The following is a 14,197-nucleotide window of genomic DNA, read 5'->3' on the forward strand; positions in this document are numbered from 1 at the left end:
ACGGAAGTTCCCGTCGGGTGGTTGCCGCGTGCCGAAATCGGTCGGCCCGGGCGCCACTGGGAAGATGGTGAGAATCCATCGCTGCCCCGCAACTGTAACCGGCGACGAAATCCACACCGCTCCGCATCGAAGATTTTCACGAGGAGCGAGCCACCGGGCGCCATGCCGCTCCGGGAAGGCGTGGAAAGTAGGCCGCGACCCTGCAATCTTTGCGGGGCCGCCGAAACCGGAAGCCAGGAGACCGGCCCGACGCGGAGTTTTCCCGAGCTACCTTTCGTGGGAGAAGGGTCGGGAAACGCAGGGCGCGTCGCCATCGTTCGCATCGCCTGCTTTGTGATCCCCCCTCCTTTTCCCCGTCGGGAACCAGGGCGGGGGTTTTTCGTTTGAAGGCATCGTCAATCCATCGCGGAAGCAGGGACCGGATCCGGCGCACGGTGCTCGCGCTCCGGTTACCGCTGGTTCTCCTGCCGCTGCTCCTCGCGCTGTTCTCCCTGCAATCGGACGCGTTCTATCCCGTCCGTTCCCGCACCGACCCGTTTCCCCTGGCCATGAAAGACGCCCGGGGCGCTGTTGTCCGCCTCCCGGCCGCGCCGCGCCGCGTCGTGTCGATCGCGCCCAGCTTGACCGAGATCGTCTTCCTGCTCGGGAAATCGTCGTCGTTGGTCGGCACGACCCGCTACTGCAACTTCCCGCCCGCCGCGGCGAAACTGCCGAAGGTGGGCGGCATCTCCGACCCCGACGTGGAGCGGATCGTGGCCGCATCTCCGGATCTCGTGCTTTGCACCACGGACGGCAACCCGAAAGACAAGGTCGAAGCGATAGAGGGTTTGCACATCCCGGCCTACTGCGTCGCCCCGCAGAACCTCGAAGGGATCTTCGACACGGTCGAGCGCGTCGGCGCGCTGCTGGGCGTTCCCGCGGAAGGAAAGCGGCAGGCGACGCTCCTGCGCCGCCGCGCCGGGCGGGCGAGCCGCCCGGGATCGAGGACGTCGCCGCGAGTGCTGTTCGTGGTCTCCACCAGCCCCGTCATCGCGGCCGGCGGCGGCACGTTCATGGACGAGCTGATCCGCGTCTCGGGGGGCGTCAACGCGGCGGGCGGTTTCGCGACCCGGTACCCGCGCCTATCGACGGAAGACCTGCTTTCCGCCGCGCCCGACCTGATCCTCGTCGCGTCGATGGTCGGCGTCGATCGCTTTTCGCCCGAGGTGACGCGCTGGAAGCAGGTGCCCGCGTTCCGGGACGGGGCGGTCGACTACGTCGACGGCGATATCGTCACGCGGCCGGGCCCGCGGATGGTCGACGCGCTCGAGACGGTCTCGCGCCGCCTCGACCGCTGGCGGGCCGCGCATACGCCCGGGAGGAGGCGCTGATGCGGCCGGTCGTCGTCTACCCGCTGCTGGGCGCGGCGTTCGCCGGCGCGATGGCGCTGTCGGTCGCGACCGGCTCGACCCATATCGCGCCCGCCGACGTCCTCGGGGCGCTGGCCGGAGGCGGCGCCGACACCGCCGCGCGGGTCGTGCGCGAGCTGCGGCTCCCGCGGGCGCTTCTGGGCGCCATGGTGGGGGGCGCGCTCTCCGTCTCCGGCGTCGCGTTCCAGGCGTTGCTGCGCAACCCGCTGGCCGACCCGTACATTCTGGGCGTCTCGGGCGGCGCCGCGGTCGGGGCGCTGCTCGCCTCGCTGTTCGTCACATCGGCGTTCCTGCCGCTGCCCGCCTGCGCCTTTCTGGGGGCGGCGCTCGCCGCGACGGCGGTCTTCCTGCTGGCGCGCCGCGGTGGCGGCGTATCGCGCGAGCGGCTCGTCCTCATGGGCGTCGTGGTCGGCGCCTTCCTCAACGCGCTCATCATGATGATGGTGACGATGGCGCCGCCGGGCCGGATCCCCGGGGCGATCTACTGGCTGATGGGCGACCTTGGGCAGGGGACGCTCTCGCGTGTCGGCCTGCTCGCGCCTTACGTCGCGGTTGGCCTTATCGTGCTGCTGCTGCTTTCGCGCGGTCTTGACCTGCTGCTGCTTGGCGACGAGGCCGCGTTCCAGGCAGGGCTGCCCGTCGAGCGGATCAAGACGGTGCTCTACCTCACTGCATCGCTTTTGGCGGGCTCCGTCGTCGCGGTCTCGGGGCTGATCGGTTTCATCGGCCTGATCGTCCCGCACGGGGCGCGGGCGCTGGTCGGCTCGTCGCACCGGCGGCTCCTGCCTGCCGCGCTGCTGCTGGGCGCCGCATTCCTGCTGGTCGCCGACGTCGCCGCGCGCACGCTGTCGCCCTCGGGGGAGCTGCCGGTGGGGGCGGTCACCGCGCTGGTCGGCGCCCCGTTCTTCCTTGTGCTGCTGCGACGGAAGGGGACCGGCGCATGAGCGGGCCGGCGCTGTCGGCGCGCGCCGTGTCGTTTCGATACGGCGGCCGGGCGGTACTGTCGGATGTCTCCTTCGCGATGACGGCGGGAGAGGTCGTCATCCTGCTCGGCCCCAACGGGGCGGGGAAAAGCACGCTGCTGCGGCTGCTCTCCGGGACGCTGTCGCCCGCCTCGGGCGAGATCGCGCTGTTCGGGCGCGCGCCGGCCGATTACTCCCGTCGGGAGATGGCGCGGCGCCTGTCGGTCGTCGGCCAGGACCCGCCGGTCGATTTCCCGATGTCGGTCGCGGAATACGTGGCGCTCGGCCGTTACCCGCATCTCGGCCTGTTCGGCGGCGAGGGCGTCGGCGACCGGGAAAAGGTTTCGCAGGCGCTTTCGGCCTCCGGATTGTCCGACCTCGCAGGGCGGCCCCTGTCGGCGCTGTCGGCGGGCGAGCGGCAACGCGCCGCAGTCGCCCGGGCGATCGCGCAGGACGCCCGGGTCATGCTGTTCGACGAGCCGACCGCGTTCCTCGACATCCGCCACCGGGTGCTGTTCCACGAGATCGTCGAGCGGCTCGCGGGCGAAGGCGGTATCGGTGCGCTGGTCGCATCGCACGACCTCTCGCTTTCGGCCGAGTACGGCGACCGGATCGTGCTTTTGGCCGGGGGCGCCGTGATGGCCGACGGCAGGCCCGAGGACGTGCTGACGCCCGAAAACGTTTACGCGGCGTACGGCGTCGAGGTCGTGTGCGACCGGAACCCGGCGACGGGCGCAGTCCGCATCACGCCGGTCCGGCGCAGCCGGGCAAGGCAGGACGGGTAGGAACAGGAAGCAGGCAGGAAGGAAGCACCACGAGGGCGGAAGCCGGGGAAGGCCGTGAGAGGCGGCCGCTGCCCCCGCAACCGTAACGGGAACGAACACCGCGGCAGGCCCGCCACGCGCAGGCCGAAACCACTGGGAGGAGAGCTCCCGGGAAGGCGCGGCAAGTAGGCAAGGAAACGATGCCCGGAGCCGGTAGATCCGGACCGCCCCATTACATTCCCCTTTCGAGGGCGAGGAGGAGCAATGAATCACGGAATCGGAAACAGGGCGCCGGGCATCCTGCGGTGGGCGGCGGCAAGCGGCGTGGCCGTCGCGATGCTGCTGGCGGGCACGGGTCCGGCCGCATGGGCTGACGACGAAACGGTGACGACGATCGACCCGGTCCAGGTGACGGCGACGCGCATCCCGAAGAAGGTGAGCGAGCAGGCGTCGTCGGTCAGCGTGGTGACGCGCGAGGAGATCGAGCTGGGCAACCAGCCGCTGGTCGGCGATGCCATGCAGGGCCTTCCCGGCGTCGAGGTACGGCGGAAGGGGACGCCCGGCAACCAGGAAGACATCAAGATCCGCGGCGGTTCGGGCAAGAATACGCTCGTCCTGATCGACGGCTTCCCGGTCAACAGCCCGACGTTCGGTGCCTTCGATATCGGCTCGCTGCCGGCGGACGCCTTCGAACGGGTCGAGGTGATGCGGGGGGCGCAGGGCGCGCTGTACGGGTCCAGCGCCATGAGCGGCGTCGTGAATTTCGTTCCCCGGAAGGGGGACGAGGGGCGCGAGGGGGGCGGGGGGATTTCCGGCGGCAGCTACAACTCCCTCAAATGGAACGGTTACGGGCAGGGGGGCGACGCCGACCGGAACTTTCATCTCGGTCTTTCCGGCTTCAACAGCGACGGGCAGTTCCGGAACGACGACGTCCGGTCGGTGTCGTTCCTTGGCACCGGCGAGACCACGGTCGGCCAACGGAACCGGCTGCACGCCATCGTTCTCTCGACCGACACGAACAAGGGGATCGCGATCGACGGGACGCAGCCGCTCGACATCAACCACCTCCAGGACCGCCGCAGCTTCCTGGCCGGGTTGCGCTGGGAGACGCAGCTGTCGAAGGTCCTCTCGATCACCGCGTACGGAAGCCAGTTCGACGAGTTCTTCCACGAGAAGGACCCGGTCGACCCCGGGGAGGTGTCGCCCTGGGGTGGTCCCCCCTTCGCCTTCGAAGAGACCACCAAGACCCGGAAGCAGTCCGGCGGGCTGACGGGGCACCTGGCGGCGGGACCGTATTCCGACACCTTCCTCGGCGCCGAATATGCCAAGGACCGCGCGGGCGATTCCACCTTTTCCAATTTCGGCGACAGCGTGAAGGGCGACGCGACGATCAACCGGTCCGTCTACCTGCAGGAGGAGCTCCACTTCGCGAAGCGGGCCGGGCTGAGCGCAGGCGCACGGCTCGACAAGAACAGCGAGGCGGGCACCCAGTTCAACCCGAAGGCGGCGGCGTACTGCAACCTCGACGCGATCGGCACCCGGCTTCGGGCCGGCGTGGGGCGGGGATTCCGCACGCCCGGTTTCATGGACAAGGACGTGACGTTCGGTGGAAACCCGGATCTCAAGCCGGAGACGACGGTCTCGCATGAGGCGGGGATCGACGTCCGCCTTCCGGGAAGGCTCGGCCAGCTCTCGGCGACCTGGTTCTACCAGAACTTCCACGGTCGGTTCCAGACCGGGCCGGCCTCGGCCGCGCACCCGTTCGGGCAGCTCGAGAACATCGGCCGGTCGTATGCGCGGGGGATCGAGACGTCGGTCGCATTGCGCCCGATGAAGGAGATCGAGGCGACGCTCGGCTATACGCTCACCGATTCGTGGGACTCGACCAACCAGGTCCGGCTGCAGGGGATTCCAAGGCATCGCGGGACCGCTTCGCTGCTCCTGCGCCCGATCGACCCGTGGGAGACCCGGATCGACTGGCAGGCCGAGAGCAACATGCTCGACTTCGGGCCGGCCGACCTGGTTCCCACGGTGCGCGGCGGCTATGCCCGGGTCGACCTTTCCACCCGTTACACCTGGACCGTGGCGAACGCGGCGATCCGGGAAGTGGCGCTGACGGGGGAGGTGCGCGACCTGACGAACCGGCAGTTCGAGGAGCGGCGGAACTACCCGGTGACCGGGACCACCTTCATGGTGGGGACCCAGATCCGGATGTAGGGAAAAACCCGGGGGTGGCGCACCGCCGCCCCCGGGGAATCATCCAAAACAGATCGGCGACGAAAAGGAAACGATCGGGGCATGGACAGCGGGAACACAGGGGTTATCGGTCGGACCGGGGCGTTTCCCTCGGCCGGGGCGAAGGCGGGGGGGCAAAAGGCGCTTGCGGCGTCACCGATTCGGCGCGCCCTGGGGTTATCGGCCTTGGCGCACCTGCTGGCCGTCGGCGGGTTTCTCGTCGTCGCCGCTGCGGGTCCTCGCGCGCCCGCGTTCGTCGAGGTGTCGCTGGTCGCGCCGCCCCGGGAGACCCTGCTGCCGGCGGCCGTTTCCGGGGGCGCCGGCAACCGGTCGCCGCACGCGGCATCCGCCCGACCGGCACCCCGCCCCGCCACGGATCCGGGTCGGGCACAGGGCCGATTGCAAGGGAGGGCGTTGCCGGCGTCTGGTCTGCCTGCCCAAATCTCGCCGGCAGCCGCACCCGTTCAATCGCCCGCGCCGCCGCTGACGGCGCCCTCGCGGCCGACGACATCCGGCGCGGCCGCACACCCGGCATTGCCGTCCGTCGCCGGAGGCATCCCGGGGGGCATCGGCATCCCGGACGGCGGTGTACGCCTGTCCGGTCCTGCGCCGACGGGGTCCGCATCGGGCGCCGGCCGCGAAGGCGCCGGCTTCGCTTCACCGGGCTACGCCGGCCGCAGCGGGTCCGGCGTTTCGGGCTCCGGCGCCCTTTCCGGGGACGGGACGGGTCATGTCCCGCCCGCCCCACGCGCCCTGCGCGACCGGATCCAGTCGCGCGTCGCTTACCCGGCTGAGTCGATCCGCCGGGAGGAGGAGGGCGAAGTGCTGCTGCGCGTGCTCGTCGGGCGCGAAGGCGATCCCCGAGAGATCCGTGTCGTCCGGAGCAGCGGCGTCCGTCGTCTCGACGAGGCCGCAAGGCGGGGCGTCGGCGGCGCTGCCCCGTTGCCCTCATCGCCCGGCTGGTACGAAGTCCCCGTCCGCTTCTCCCTGCGCATCGACTGATCCCACCCTGACGGGCTATAATCCGTTCACTATGCGAAGACAGTACATCGAAGTCCCCGTATCCATCCGTTGTCGCGGCCTGTCCGCCAAGTACATGCGCCTCAAGGGGAACATCCTGGGGCCGCTCTACTGGCTCGCGGCGCTCCTGGCCGGCGGCCCGGGACTCGCGTTCCACCTGAAGTGCTCCTGGCTGGGGCTCGTCGCGTTCGTCACCCGGTGCATGAAGCGCGGCAGCTACAACCTGATGTTCTTCCCGATGGATTCGACGCGCTATTTCGAGTTCGACGAGGGGTGGAAACGACTCGGCCGCCTGCCGTTCAGGCGATATCTCGATGTTTCCTCCCCCCGCCTCCTGCCCTTCATGCTCCTGCGGGCAAACCGGCAGGCCACGGCCGAGTTCATCAATCCCGATCCGAACGACATCCGCGATACGGAGAAGTTCTTCAACGAATTCGGCATCGCCGGGCGCTGCAGATTCAACGGCTGCACGATCGCCCAGGCCGACTTCGAGCCTGCCTCGTTCGATCTGGTCACGTGCATCTCGGTCCTCGAGCACATCCCCTCCGACCGCGAGGCGGTCGAGCAGATGTGGTCGCTTCTCGCGCCCGGGGGAAGGCTCGTCCTGACCGTGCCGTGCATGAAGCTGCCGCTCGAGCAATACATCAGCCACAACCAGTACGGCGTCCTGGGCGCCGACAGCGAAGGGTACACCTTCTGGCAGCGCTTCTACGACGGCGAACTGCTCGAGAAGAACGTCTTCTCGGTCACCGGCCGGCCGGAGCACGCCGTCTTCTTCGGGGAGAAGAGCTACGGGCTCTTCTTCCGGAACGCGACGATGAAACGGTTGTTCGGCGCCCGGTACCCGTTCTGGCGGGAACCCTGGATGATGGCGACCGAATACCGTTATTTCCAGACCATCGGGGAGATGCCCGGCGAAGGCGTCGCCTATCTCGAGTTCGTCAAGAAATGACCGCGCCGCGCCTTTCGATCTGCATCGCGACCTATAACCGGGCCGCGTTCATCGGGGAGACGCTCGACAGCATCCTCTGCCAGATCACCGACGAAGTGGAAATCGTCGTCGTCGACGGCGCCTCGACCGACGACACCCGGGAGGTCGTCGAGCGCCATGGCGCCGGCTATCCCGGCCTGCGCTACATCCGTCTTCCTCAAAAGGGGGGGGTCGACCAGGATTTCTGCAAGGCCGTCGAGCTGGCCCGCGGCGAATACTGCTGGCTGTTCTCCGACGACGATCTGTTCAAGACGGGCGCGCTGGCGCGGGTGCTGGCGGAGCTTGCGGGCGATCCCAGCCTCCTGATCGTCAACGCCGACGTCATGAACCGCGACTTCACCTTCGACATCCAGCCGTCCATGCTCGAAAACGCGGTCGACGAGCGTTATCCGCCCGGCGATCTCGAAGGGCTGTTTTCCAGGATCGTCCCCAGCATCTCGTTCATCGGGTGCGTCGTGATCCGACGTTCGGTCTGGATGGCGCGCGAGCATGCCCGTTACTTCGGCACCGAATTCATCCATGTCGGCGTCATCTTCCAGGAGCCGCTTCCCGGGACGGCGCGCGTCCTCGCGAAGCCTCTGGTCACGATCCGTTACGGGAACGCCCAGTGGTCGACCCGCTCGTTCGAGATCTGGATGCAGAAATGGCCGCGCGTGATCTGGTCGCTCGAGCGGATCTCCGACGCGGCCAAGCGGAAGCGCGTGAAGCCCGAGCCGTGGCGGCGGCTTTCGACGCTCCGCCTCTACCGGGCGCTGGGCTCCTACTCGCCCGAGGCGTACGAAAGGATCATCGCGCCCAGCGGCGCGTCCCGCCTCTGGAAATTGGCGGCCTATGCGATCGCCCGCCTGCCGCAGCCCGCCTGGAACGCCTGCATGCTCTGGTACCTGAAGACGTTCAAGAACAAGCCCAGCAAGAAGATGACGATCTACGACCTCTCGCTCAGCCGGGAAAGCCTCCTCCGGAAGTAGCCGGGGCTTGTTGCTTTACAGCCGGTTGACCGCCACGTTCTTCGGCAGGAGCCGCCCGCGGGCGCCCCGGGTCCGGATGTACTCTTCCTCGAGCTGTGCCCGGGTCATCGTCACGCCGTTCCCGCGCACCGCGGGCAGCATCACTTCCTTCGAATACGCGACCAGCCGGAGCATCTCCTCGCCCGGCTTGAGCGCGATCAGCTTGCACCCCTGCCCCTTCGGGTATTCGAGCACCTCGGCGAGCGGGAAGACAAGGGCGTTGCCCGCGCTCGACGCCGCGAACACCCGGTCTTCCTTCGGGCCCAGCAACACCGGCGGCAGCATCTCGCCGTCCTTCACGGTGACGATCGCCTTGCCCGCCTTGACCCGACCCGTCAAGTTCCCGATCTCGGTGACGAACCCGTAGCCGATCGTGCTCGACAGCAGCACCCGGTCCTTCTCGTGGGCCAGGAAGGCGGCGATGATCCGGGCGCCCGGATACAGGTCGATCAATGAGGCGACCGGGACGCCGTCGCCCCGCCCGCCGGGGACCGCGCCGGCCGAGATCGTGTAAGCGCGTCCCTGGCTGTCCATGAGCACGATCGAATTCGCGGTGCTGGTCTCGAGCGTCGTGTGCAGCCCGTCGCCGTCCTTGAAGCCCATGCCGGACACCTCGAGGCCGTGTCCCTGGCGCGACCGGAGCCACCCCTTCTGCGAAAGTACGATGGTGACGGGGTCGTCGCTCACCGTCTCCTCGAAGACCGCCGGGGCCGCCTCCTCGATCACCGTGCGCCGCGGAGAGCCGAACTTCGCCGCGTCCGCCGCGAGTTCCGCGCCGATCCGCTTGAGGAGCGTCTTGCGGTCGGCGAGCATCTTCGCCAGATCCTTGCGCTCGTCGCGCAGCGTCCCCAGCTCCTTGTCGATCGCGATCGAATCGAGCCGGGTGAGCTGCCGCAGCCGCATGTCCAGAACCTTGTCGGCCTGGATCTCCGAGAGCGTCCAGCGGTTCATCAGCCGCTGCTTCGCCTCGACGTCGGAGTCGGAGGCCCGGATCATCCGGATCACCTCGTCGATGTCGAGCAAAATCTTCGCGAACCCCTCGAGGATGTGGATCCGGGCGTCGACTTTCTCTAGCCGCGACTTCGTACGGCGGATCACCGTGTCGGTGCGGTAGGCACACCAGTCGCGCAGGATCTCGAGAAGCCCCATCTGGCGCGGGAAGCCGTCGAGGGAGACCACGCACTGGTTGACCTTCACGCGCGACTCGAGGCTGGTCACGCTGCACAGGTAGCCCATCAGCTCGTGGGGATCCTGCCGGCGCGACTTCGGGCAGATCTCGATCTGGACCGGCGGCGTTCCCTGCCCCGCGGAGTTGTTGACCGCGGAAACGCGCCCGAGCATCTCGGCCTTCGCGGCCTTCTGCTCGGGGGAGAGCTGGTTGTCTCCCGGCTTCTTCCCCTTCTTCGGCGTCGGGTTCGACAGCTCCTCGAACTCGCCGAGCACCTTGTCCGGCGAGATCTTCGGCGGCAGCTCGAAGACGACGATCCGCCACCCGTCGTGATCCTTCTTCACCTCCCACCGGCAGCGCACGGTGAGCATCCCGCGGCCGGTGCGGTAGATCTCCTCGATCTCGGACCGCGGCGTGATGACCTGGCCGCCGGTCGCGAAGTCGGGCCCCGGGATGTGCTTCAGAAGATCCGGAAGCGTCGCATCGGAATTCTGGAGCAGCGCCCCGGCGGCGGCGCACACCTCGGCGAGATTGTGCCCCGGGATGTCGGACGCCATTCCGACGGCGATGCCCATCTGGTCGTTCATCAGGATCGTGGGGACGCGCGAGGGCATGCTGACCGGCTCGCTGTCGTTGCCGTCGTAGTTGGGGCGGAAGTCGACCGTTCCCATCTCCAGCTCGGAGAGGAGCAGTTGGGCGATATCGGTGAGGCGGCACTCGGTGTAGCGCATCGCGGCCGCGGGGTCGCCGTCGATCGAGCCCCAGTTTCCCTGCCCGTCGACCAGCGGGTGGCGCATGTTGAAGTTCTGCGACAGGAGCACCATCGCCTCGTAGACGCTCGCGTCGCCGTGCGGGTGGTACTTGCCGATGACGTCGCCGACCACGCGCGCCGCCTTCTTGTGCGGCCCCTTGGGGCCCAGGTTCAGCTGATGCATCGCGTAGAGGATGCGCCGGTGGACCGGCTTGAGGCCGTCGCGCACGTCGGGGATCGCCCGCATCATCAGGGTGGAGACCGCGTAGCTCATGTACCAGCGCGACATCCCCTCGTCGGCGGGGATGAAGTCGCGCCAGGGCAGAAGCTGCGCGGGGGCGTTCGTGTCGGCGCTCATTTAGATATCGGCCTCCGTTCCGAGATTGCCTTCGCTTTCGATCCAGCTGCGCCGGTCGGAGGCGCGCTTCGAGGACAGGCACTTGTCGATCGTCGAGTACGTCTCGTCCTCGCGCCCCTGCATGATCTTGATCGGCAGCAGCCGGCGGGTGTCCGGGTTCATCGTGGTCTCCCAGAGCTGCTCGGGGTTCATCTCTCCCAACCCCTTGAAGCGCTGGATCTTGACCTTCTCGAGATCGATCCCCTCTTCGTCGGCCTGCGCTTTCGCCGCCTCGAGCTCTTCCTCGTCGAGGCAGTAGAGAATGCGCCGGGCCTTGTTCTTGCCGTGCGCCGGGAGGTCGACCCGGTAGAGCGGCGCCTCGGCGACGAAGATATGCCCGTGCTCGACCAGCGCGGGCAGGTGGCGCACGAAGAACCCTTCCAGCAGGCTGCGGATGTGGGCGCCGTCGACGTCGGCGTCGGTCATGATGATGATCTTGCCGTAGCGCAGGCTCGACAGGTCGGGCTTGTCGCCCCGCTTGTGCGGGTCGATGCCGACGGAGACGATGATGTTGTGGATCGCCTCGCAGGCGAGCACTTCGTTCGTGGTCACCTCCCACGTGTTGAGCACCTTGCCCCGCAGCGGCAAAATCGCCTGGCAGTCGCGGTCGCGCGCCATCTTTGCGGAGCCGCCGGCCGAATCGCCCTCGACGATGAACAGCTCGGTGCGCTCGGGATCGTCCTCCTTGCAGTCGGCGAGCTTGCCCGGCAGCGTCCCCAGCGTTCCCTGCTTCTTCTTCTCGACCTTCTTCGCCTGGCGCATCCGGGTATTGGCCGCGTCGACGGCGAGCGCAGCGATCACCTTGCCGTGTTCCGGATGATCGTTCAGCCACAGCTGGAAACGGTCGCGGAAGACCGACGAGATCATGGCGGGCGCCCCGCGGGACGAGAGCCGCTCCTTGGTCTGCCCGTCGAACTGCGGGTTCTTGATGCGGGCGGAGAAGATGTAGCAGCACTTCCCCCAGACGTCGTCCGGCACGATCTTGACGTTGCGCGGCAGCATGTCGTGGTGCTCGGCGAAGGCGCGGATCGATTCGCAGACGGCCGACCTCAGCCCGTTGACGTGGGTGCCTCCCTGGACCGTCGGGATCAGGTTGACGAAGCTCTCTCCGAGCCCGGCTCCGTCGTTGATCCAGCAAAGCGCCCAGTCGGCGCCTTCGCCGACCGCGTGCTCCTCGCTGTCGCGCTCGGTCCAGTGGCGGCTGCCGACGAAGATCGGGGCGGCCATCTCGTGGTCGCCGACCAGTTCCCGCAGGTAGTCGGTCATTCCCTCGACGTACTTCCACGACTTCTCGTCGGCGAAGAGTCCGCCCTCGACCCGCAGCGTGGTCGTGATGCCGGGCAGCAGCATCGCCTTGGTGCGCAGCAGGTGCTCGAGCGAGGGGACGTGGATCTCGGGGCTGTCGAAATATTTGCCGTTGGGGCGGAACCGGACGATCGTGCCCGTCTTCCCCTTCGGGACGGGGGTGTCCGTCGTGTACAGCTTCTTCACGAGTTCGCCGTCCTCGAACATGATCCGGTATTCGGCGCCGTCCCGGTGGACGGTGGCTTCCAGCCGCGTGGAAAGGGCGTTGGTCACCGAGACGCCGACGCCGTGGAGGCCGCCCGAGAAGCCGTAGTTGCGCTTGTCGAACTTGCCGCCCGCGTGCAGCACCGAGAAGACGAGCTGGATGCCGGGCACCTTCTTGACCGGGTGGATGTCGACGGGGATGCCGCGGCCGTCGTCGGAGACCGTGATCGTCCCGTCGGCGAGCAAGGTCACCGCGATGGTCTTCGCGAAGCCGGCGAGGCACTCGTCGGCGGCGTTGTCGATCACTTCCTGGAGGATGTGGTTCGGGGTATTGGTCCGGGTATACATCCCGGGGTGGCGTCGGACCGGTTCGAGCCCCTCGAGGGTCTGGATCGACTCGGCGTCATAGGTCTGGGGCGTGCGCGACAAGCGGGTACCTCCGTTCTGGATGCTTCCGTAACCGTTGCAGGGGAAGGGAACGAGACCCTTATGTTACCCGACCTCGCGCCGCGATGCACGCCCGGGGCCCTCCGCCTTTACTCGGCGGTGGGTTTGGGGGTATTTTATAGGGCAGAGTCTTGTCACGGGGGCAGCAGCGAGCATGGAGCAGAGCGTGATCGAGAAGTGCCGGGAAGCGTTGCAGCGGCAGATGAGCGAACTGATGGAGGATGCGGGCAAGACCGTCTCCGACATGACGCTGGGGCCGGAAGACAACTTCCCCGACCCGACCGACCGCGCCGCCCTCGAGTCCGACCGCAACTTCACGCTTCGGCTGCGCGACCGGGAGCGCAAACTGGTCGCCAAGATCAAGGAGGCGATCAAGCGGATCGAGAACGGCACCTTCGGCATCTGCGAGACCTGCGGCGGCGAGATCGAGGTGAAGCGCATGCTCGCCCGCCCGGTCACCACCGAGTGCATCGACTGCAAGACCGCCGCCGAGGAAGAAGAAGTCCGGTAGCCCCGCCCGTCTGATTCCCCGGAGGTCTCATGACCGAACTTCGAAAAGACCCGATCGTGGGACGCTGGGTCATCATCTCGACGGAACGCGCCAACCGCCCCCACGACATCTCCGAGCAACCGTCCCTCAAGCGTGACGGGGTCTGCCCCCTTTGCCCGGGCAGCGAGCGGATGACGCCGCCCGAGATCCTCGCATTCCGCCCCAACGGGGCTCCCAACGACTCCAACTGGACCGTCCGCGTCGTTCCCAACAAGTTCCCCGCGCTGCGCATCGAAGGCGACCTGGGCAAGGCGGCCGACGGGCTCTACGACCGGATGAACGGCGTGGGCGCCCACGAGGTCGTGATCGAGAGCGAGCGGCACGACGTCGACCTCTACGACCTGCCGCCCCGGCAGTTCGAAGATGTTCTCTGGGCCTACCGGGAGCGGCTGATCGACCTCAAGAAAGACAAGCGTTTCAAGTCGGTCATCATCTTCAAGAACCACGGCTCCGCGGCCGGGGCGTCGCTGGCCCACAGCCACTCGCAGCTCATCGCCCTGCCGATCGTCCCCAAGCGGGTCATCGAGGAGATGACCGGCTGCAAGAACTACTTCAAGTTCCGCGACCGGTGCATCTTCTGCGACATCACGATGCAGGAGATGGACCAGAAAAGCCGCATCGTCGAGGAGAACGGCGAGTTCGTCGCCTACGCGCCCTACGCCCCCCGCTTCCCGTTCGAGACCTGGATCGTTCCCAAGCGCCACCAGTGCGCCTTCGAGATGATCGAGTCCGACCAGATCCGATCGCTGGCCGCGATCTTCCGCCGGACGCTGCGCCGCCTCAACCTCGCCCTCGAGAACCCGCCCTTCAACTACATCGTCCACAGCGCCGCTTTCCAGGAGGGCGCCGCCGATTATTACCACTGGCATATCGAGATCATGCCCAAGCTGACCAAGGTCGCCGGCTTCGAGTGGGGATCGGGATTCTATATCAACCCGACGCCGCCCGAAGAAGCGGCCAAGTTCCTGCGCGAATTGCCCGAGTAGG

11 protein-coding genes and 2 riboswitches are annotated in these 14,197 nt (G+C 67.8%); of the genes, 9 read left to right on the forward strand and 2 right to left on the reverse strand.

The genetic code is table 11. The features are described 5' to 3' along the window. Positions 1–22 precede the first annotated feature (22 nt). Positions 23–265: riboswitch (cobalamin riboswitch) on the forward strand. Positions 266–383: 118 nt separating this feature from the next. The 7 genes from VGK27_01070 (at position 384) to VGK27_01100 (ending at position 8,349) form a co-directional block, all read left to right on the forward strand. Then, complete coding sequence (locus tag VGK27_01070) at positions 384–1,370, forward strand: cobalamin-binding protein (GenBank protein HEY3488694.1); 987 nt, start codon at positions 384–386, stop codon at positions 1,368–1,370. Continuing rightward, on the forward strand, positions 1,370–2,353 hold the full coding sequence (locus VGK27_01075) for an iron ABC transporter permease (GenBank protein ID HEY3488695.1): 984 nt from the start codon (positions 1,370–1,372) through the stop codon (positions 2,351–2,353). Before VGK27_01070 ends, VGK27_01075 begins: the two co-directional genes overlap by 1 nt. Continuing rightward, positions 2,350–3,156 carry an ABC transporter ATP-binding protein gene (locus tag VGK27_01080; protein HEY3488696.1) on the forward strand — a complete coding sequence of 269 codons (807 nt, stop codon included), beginning with the start codon at positions 2,350–2,352 and terminating at the stop codon, positions 3,154–3,156. The genes VGK27_01075 and VGK27_01080 overlap by 4 nt, the downstream gene beginning before the upstream one ends. A 44-nt stretch (positions 3,157–3,200) precedes the next feature. After that, positions 3,201–3,356: riboswitch (cobalamin riboswitch) on the forward strand. Positions 3,357–3,399: 43 nt separating this feature from the next. Next, complete coding sequence (locus tag VGK27_01085; protein HEY3488697.1) at positions 3,400–5,352, forward strand: TonB-dependent receptor; 1,953 nt, start codon at positions 3,400–3,402, stop codon at positions 5,350–5,352. 81 nt (positions 5,353–5,433) lie between these two features. After that, positions 5,434–6,372, forward strand: a complete 939-nt coding sequence (locus VGK27_01090; protein ID HEY3488698.1) for a TonB family protein — start codon at positions 5,434–5,436, stop codon at positions 6,370–6,372. A gap of 31 nt (positions 6,373–6,403) precedes the next feature. Further along, positions 6,404–7,342, forward strand: a complete 939-nt coding sequence (locus tag VGK27_01095; GenBank protein ID HEY3488699.1) for a class I SAM-dependent methyltransferase — start codon at positions 6,404–6,406, stop codon at positions 7,340–7,342. Beyond that, positions 7,339–8,349, forward strand: a complete 1,011-nt coding sequence (locus VGK27_01100; protein HEY3488700.1) for a glycosyltransferase family 2 protein — start codon at positions 7,339–7,341, stop codon at positions 8,347–8,349. The genes VGK27_01095 and VGK27_01100 overlap by 4 nt, the downstream gene beginning before the upstream one ends. 15 nt (positions 8,350–8,364) lie before the next feature. On the opposite strand, the gene VGK27_01105 is transcribed toward VGK27_01100, so the two are convergent. Both VGK27_01105 and parE read right to left on the reverse strand, forming a co-directional pair. Continuing rightward, a complete protein-coding gene (locus VGK27_01105) occupies positions 8,365–10,665 on the reverse strand; it encodes a DNA topoisomerase IV subunit A (protein ID HEY3488701.1) in 2,301 nt (766 codons plus the stop codon). Beyond that, positions 10,666–12,642: a DNA topoisomerase IV subunit B gene (gene parE, locus VGK27_01110; protein HEY3488702.1), complete on the reverse strand. Its 1,977-nt coding sequence runs from the start codon at positions 12,640–12,642 to the stop codon at positions 10,666–10,668. A 172-nt stretch (positions 12,643–12,814) separates the two neighbouring features. Between parE and dksA the strand changes: the two genes are divergently transcribed. Beyond that, positions 12,815–13,171: an RNA polymerase-binding protein DksA gene (gene dksA / locus VGK27_01115; protein HEY3488703.1), complete on the forward strand. Its 357-nt coding sequence runs from the start codon at positions 12,815–12,817 to the stop codon at positions 13,169–13,171. Between the two features lie 29 nt (positions 13,172–13,200). Further along, positions 13,201–14,196, forward strand: coding sequence for a galactose-1-phosphate uridylyltransferase (galT, locus tag VGK27_01120; GenBank protein ID HEY3488704.1), 996 nt, complete (start codon positions 13,201–13,203; stop codon positions 14,194–14,196). Position 14,197: the final 1 nt, after the last annotated feature.

The sequence above is a fragment of the Candidatus Deferrimicrobiaceae bacterium genome, from assembly GCA_036504035.1.
In the GTDB taxonomy this organism is placed as follows: domain Bacteria; phylum Desulfobacterota; class Deferrimicrobia; order Deferrimicrobiales; family Deferrimicrobiaceae; genus JANXPS01.

What these genes read in the sequence shown, in the direction of transcription:
- VGK27_01075 (HEY3488695.1), top strand. Translation starts at nt 1,370, where the DNA reads ATGCGGCCGGTCGTCGTCTACCCGCTGCTGGGCGCGGCGTTCGCCGGC.
- VGK27_01080 (HEY3488696.1), top strand. Translation starts at nt 2,350, where the DNA reads ATGAGCGGGCCGGCGCTGTCGGCGCGCGCCGTGTCGTTTCGATACGGC.
- VGK27_01085 (HEY3488697.1), top strand. Translation starts at nt 3,400, where the DNA reads ATGAATCACGGAATCGGAAACAGGGCGCCGGGCATCCTGCGGTGGGCG.
- VGK27_01090 (HEY3488698.1), top strand. Translation starts at nt 5,434, where the DNA reads ATGGACAGCGGGAACACAGGGGTTATCGGTCGGACCGGGGCGTTTCCC.
- VGK27_01095 (HEY3488699.1), top strand. Translation starts at nt 6,404, where the DNA reads ATGCGAAGACAGTACATCGAAGTCCCCGTATCCATCCGTTGTCGCGGC.
- VGK27_01100 (HEY3488700.1), top strand. Translation starts at nt 7,339, where the DNA reads ATGACCGCGCCGCGCCTTTCGATCTGCATCGCGACCTATAACCGGGCC.
- VGK27_01105 (HEY3488701.1), bottom strand. Translation starts at nt 10,665, where the DNA reads ATGAGCGCCGACACGAACGCCCCCGCGCAGCTTCTGCCCTGGCGCGAC.
- dksA (HEY3488703.1), top strand. Translation starts at nt 12,815, where the DNA reads ATGGAGCAGAGCGTGATCGAGAAGTGCCGGGAAGCGTTGCAGCGGCAG.
- galT (HEY3488704.1), top strand. Translation starts at nt 13,201, where the DNA reads ATGACCGAACTTCGAAAAGACCCGATCGTGGGACGCTGGGTCATCATC.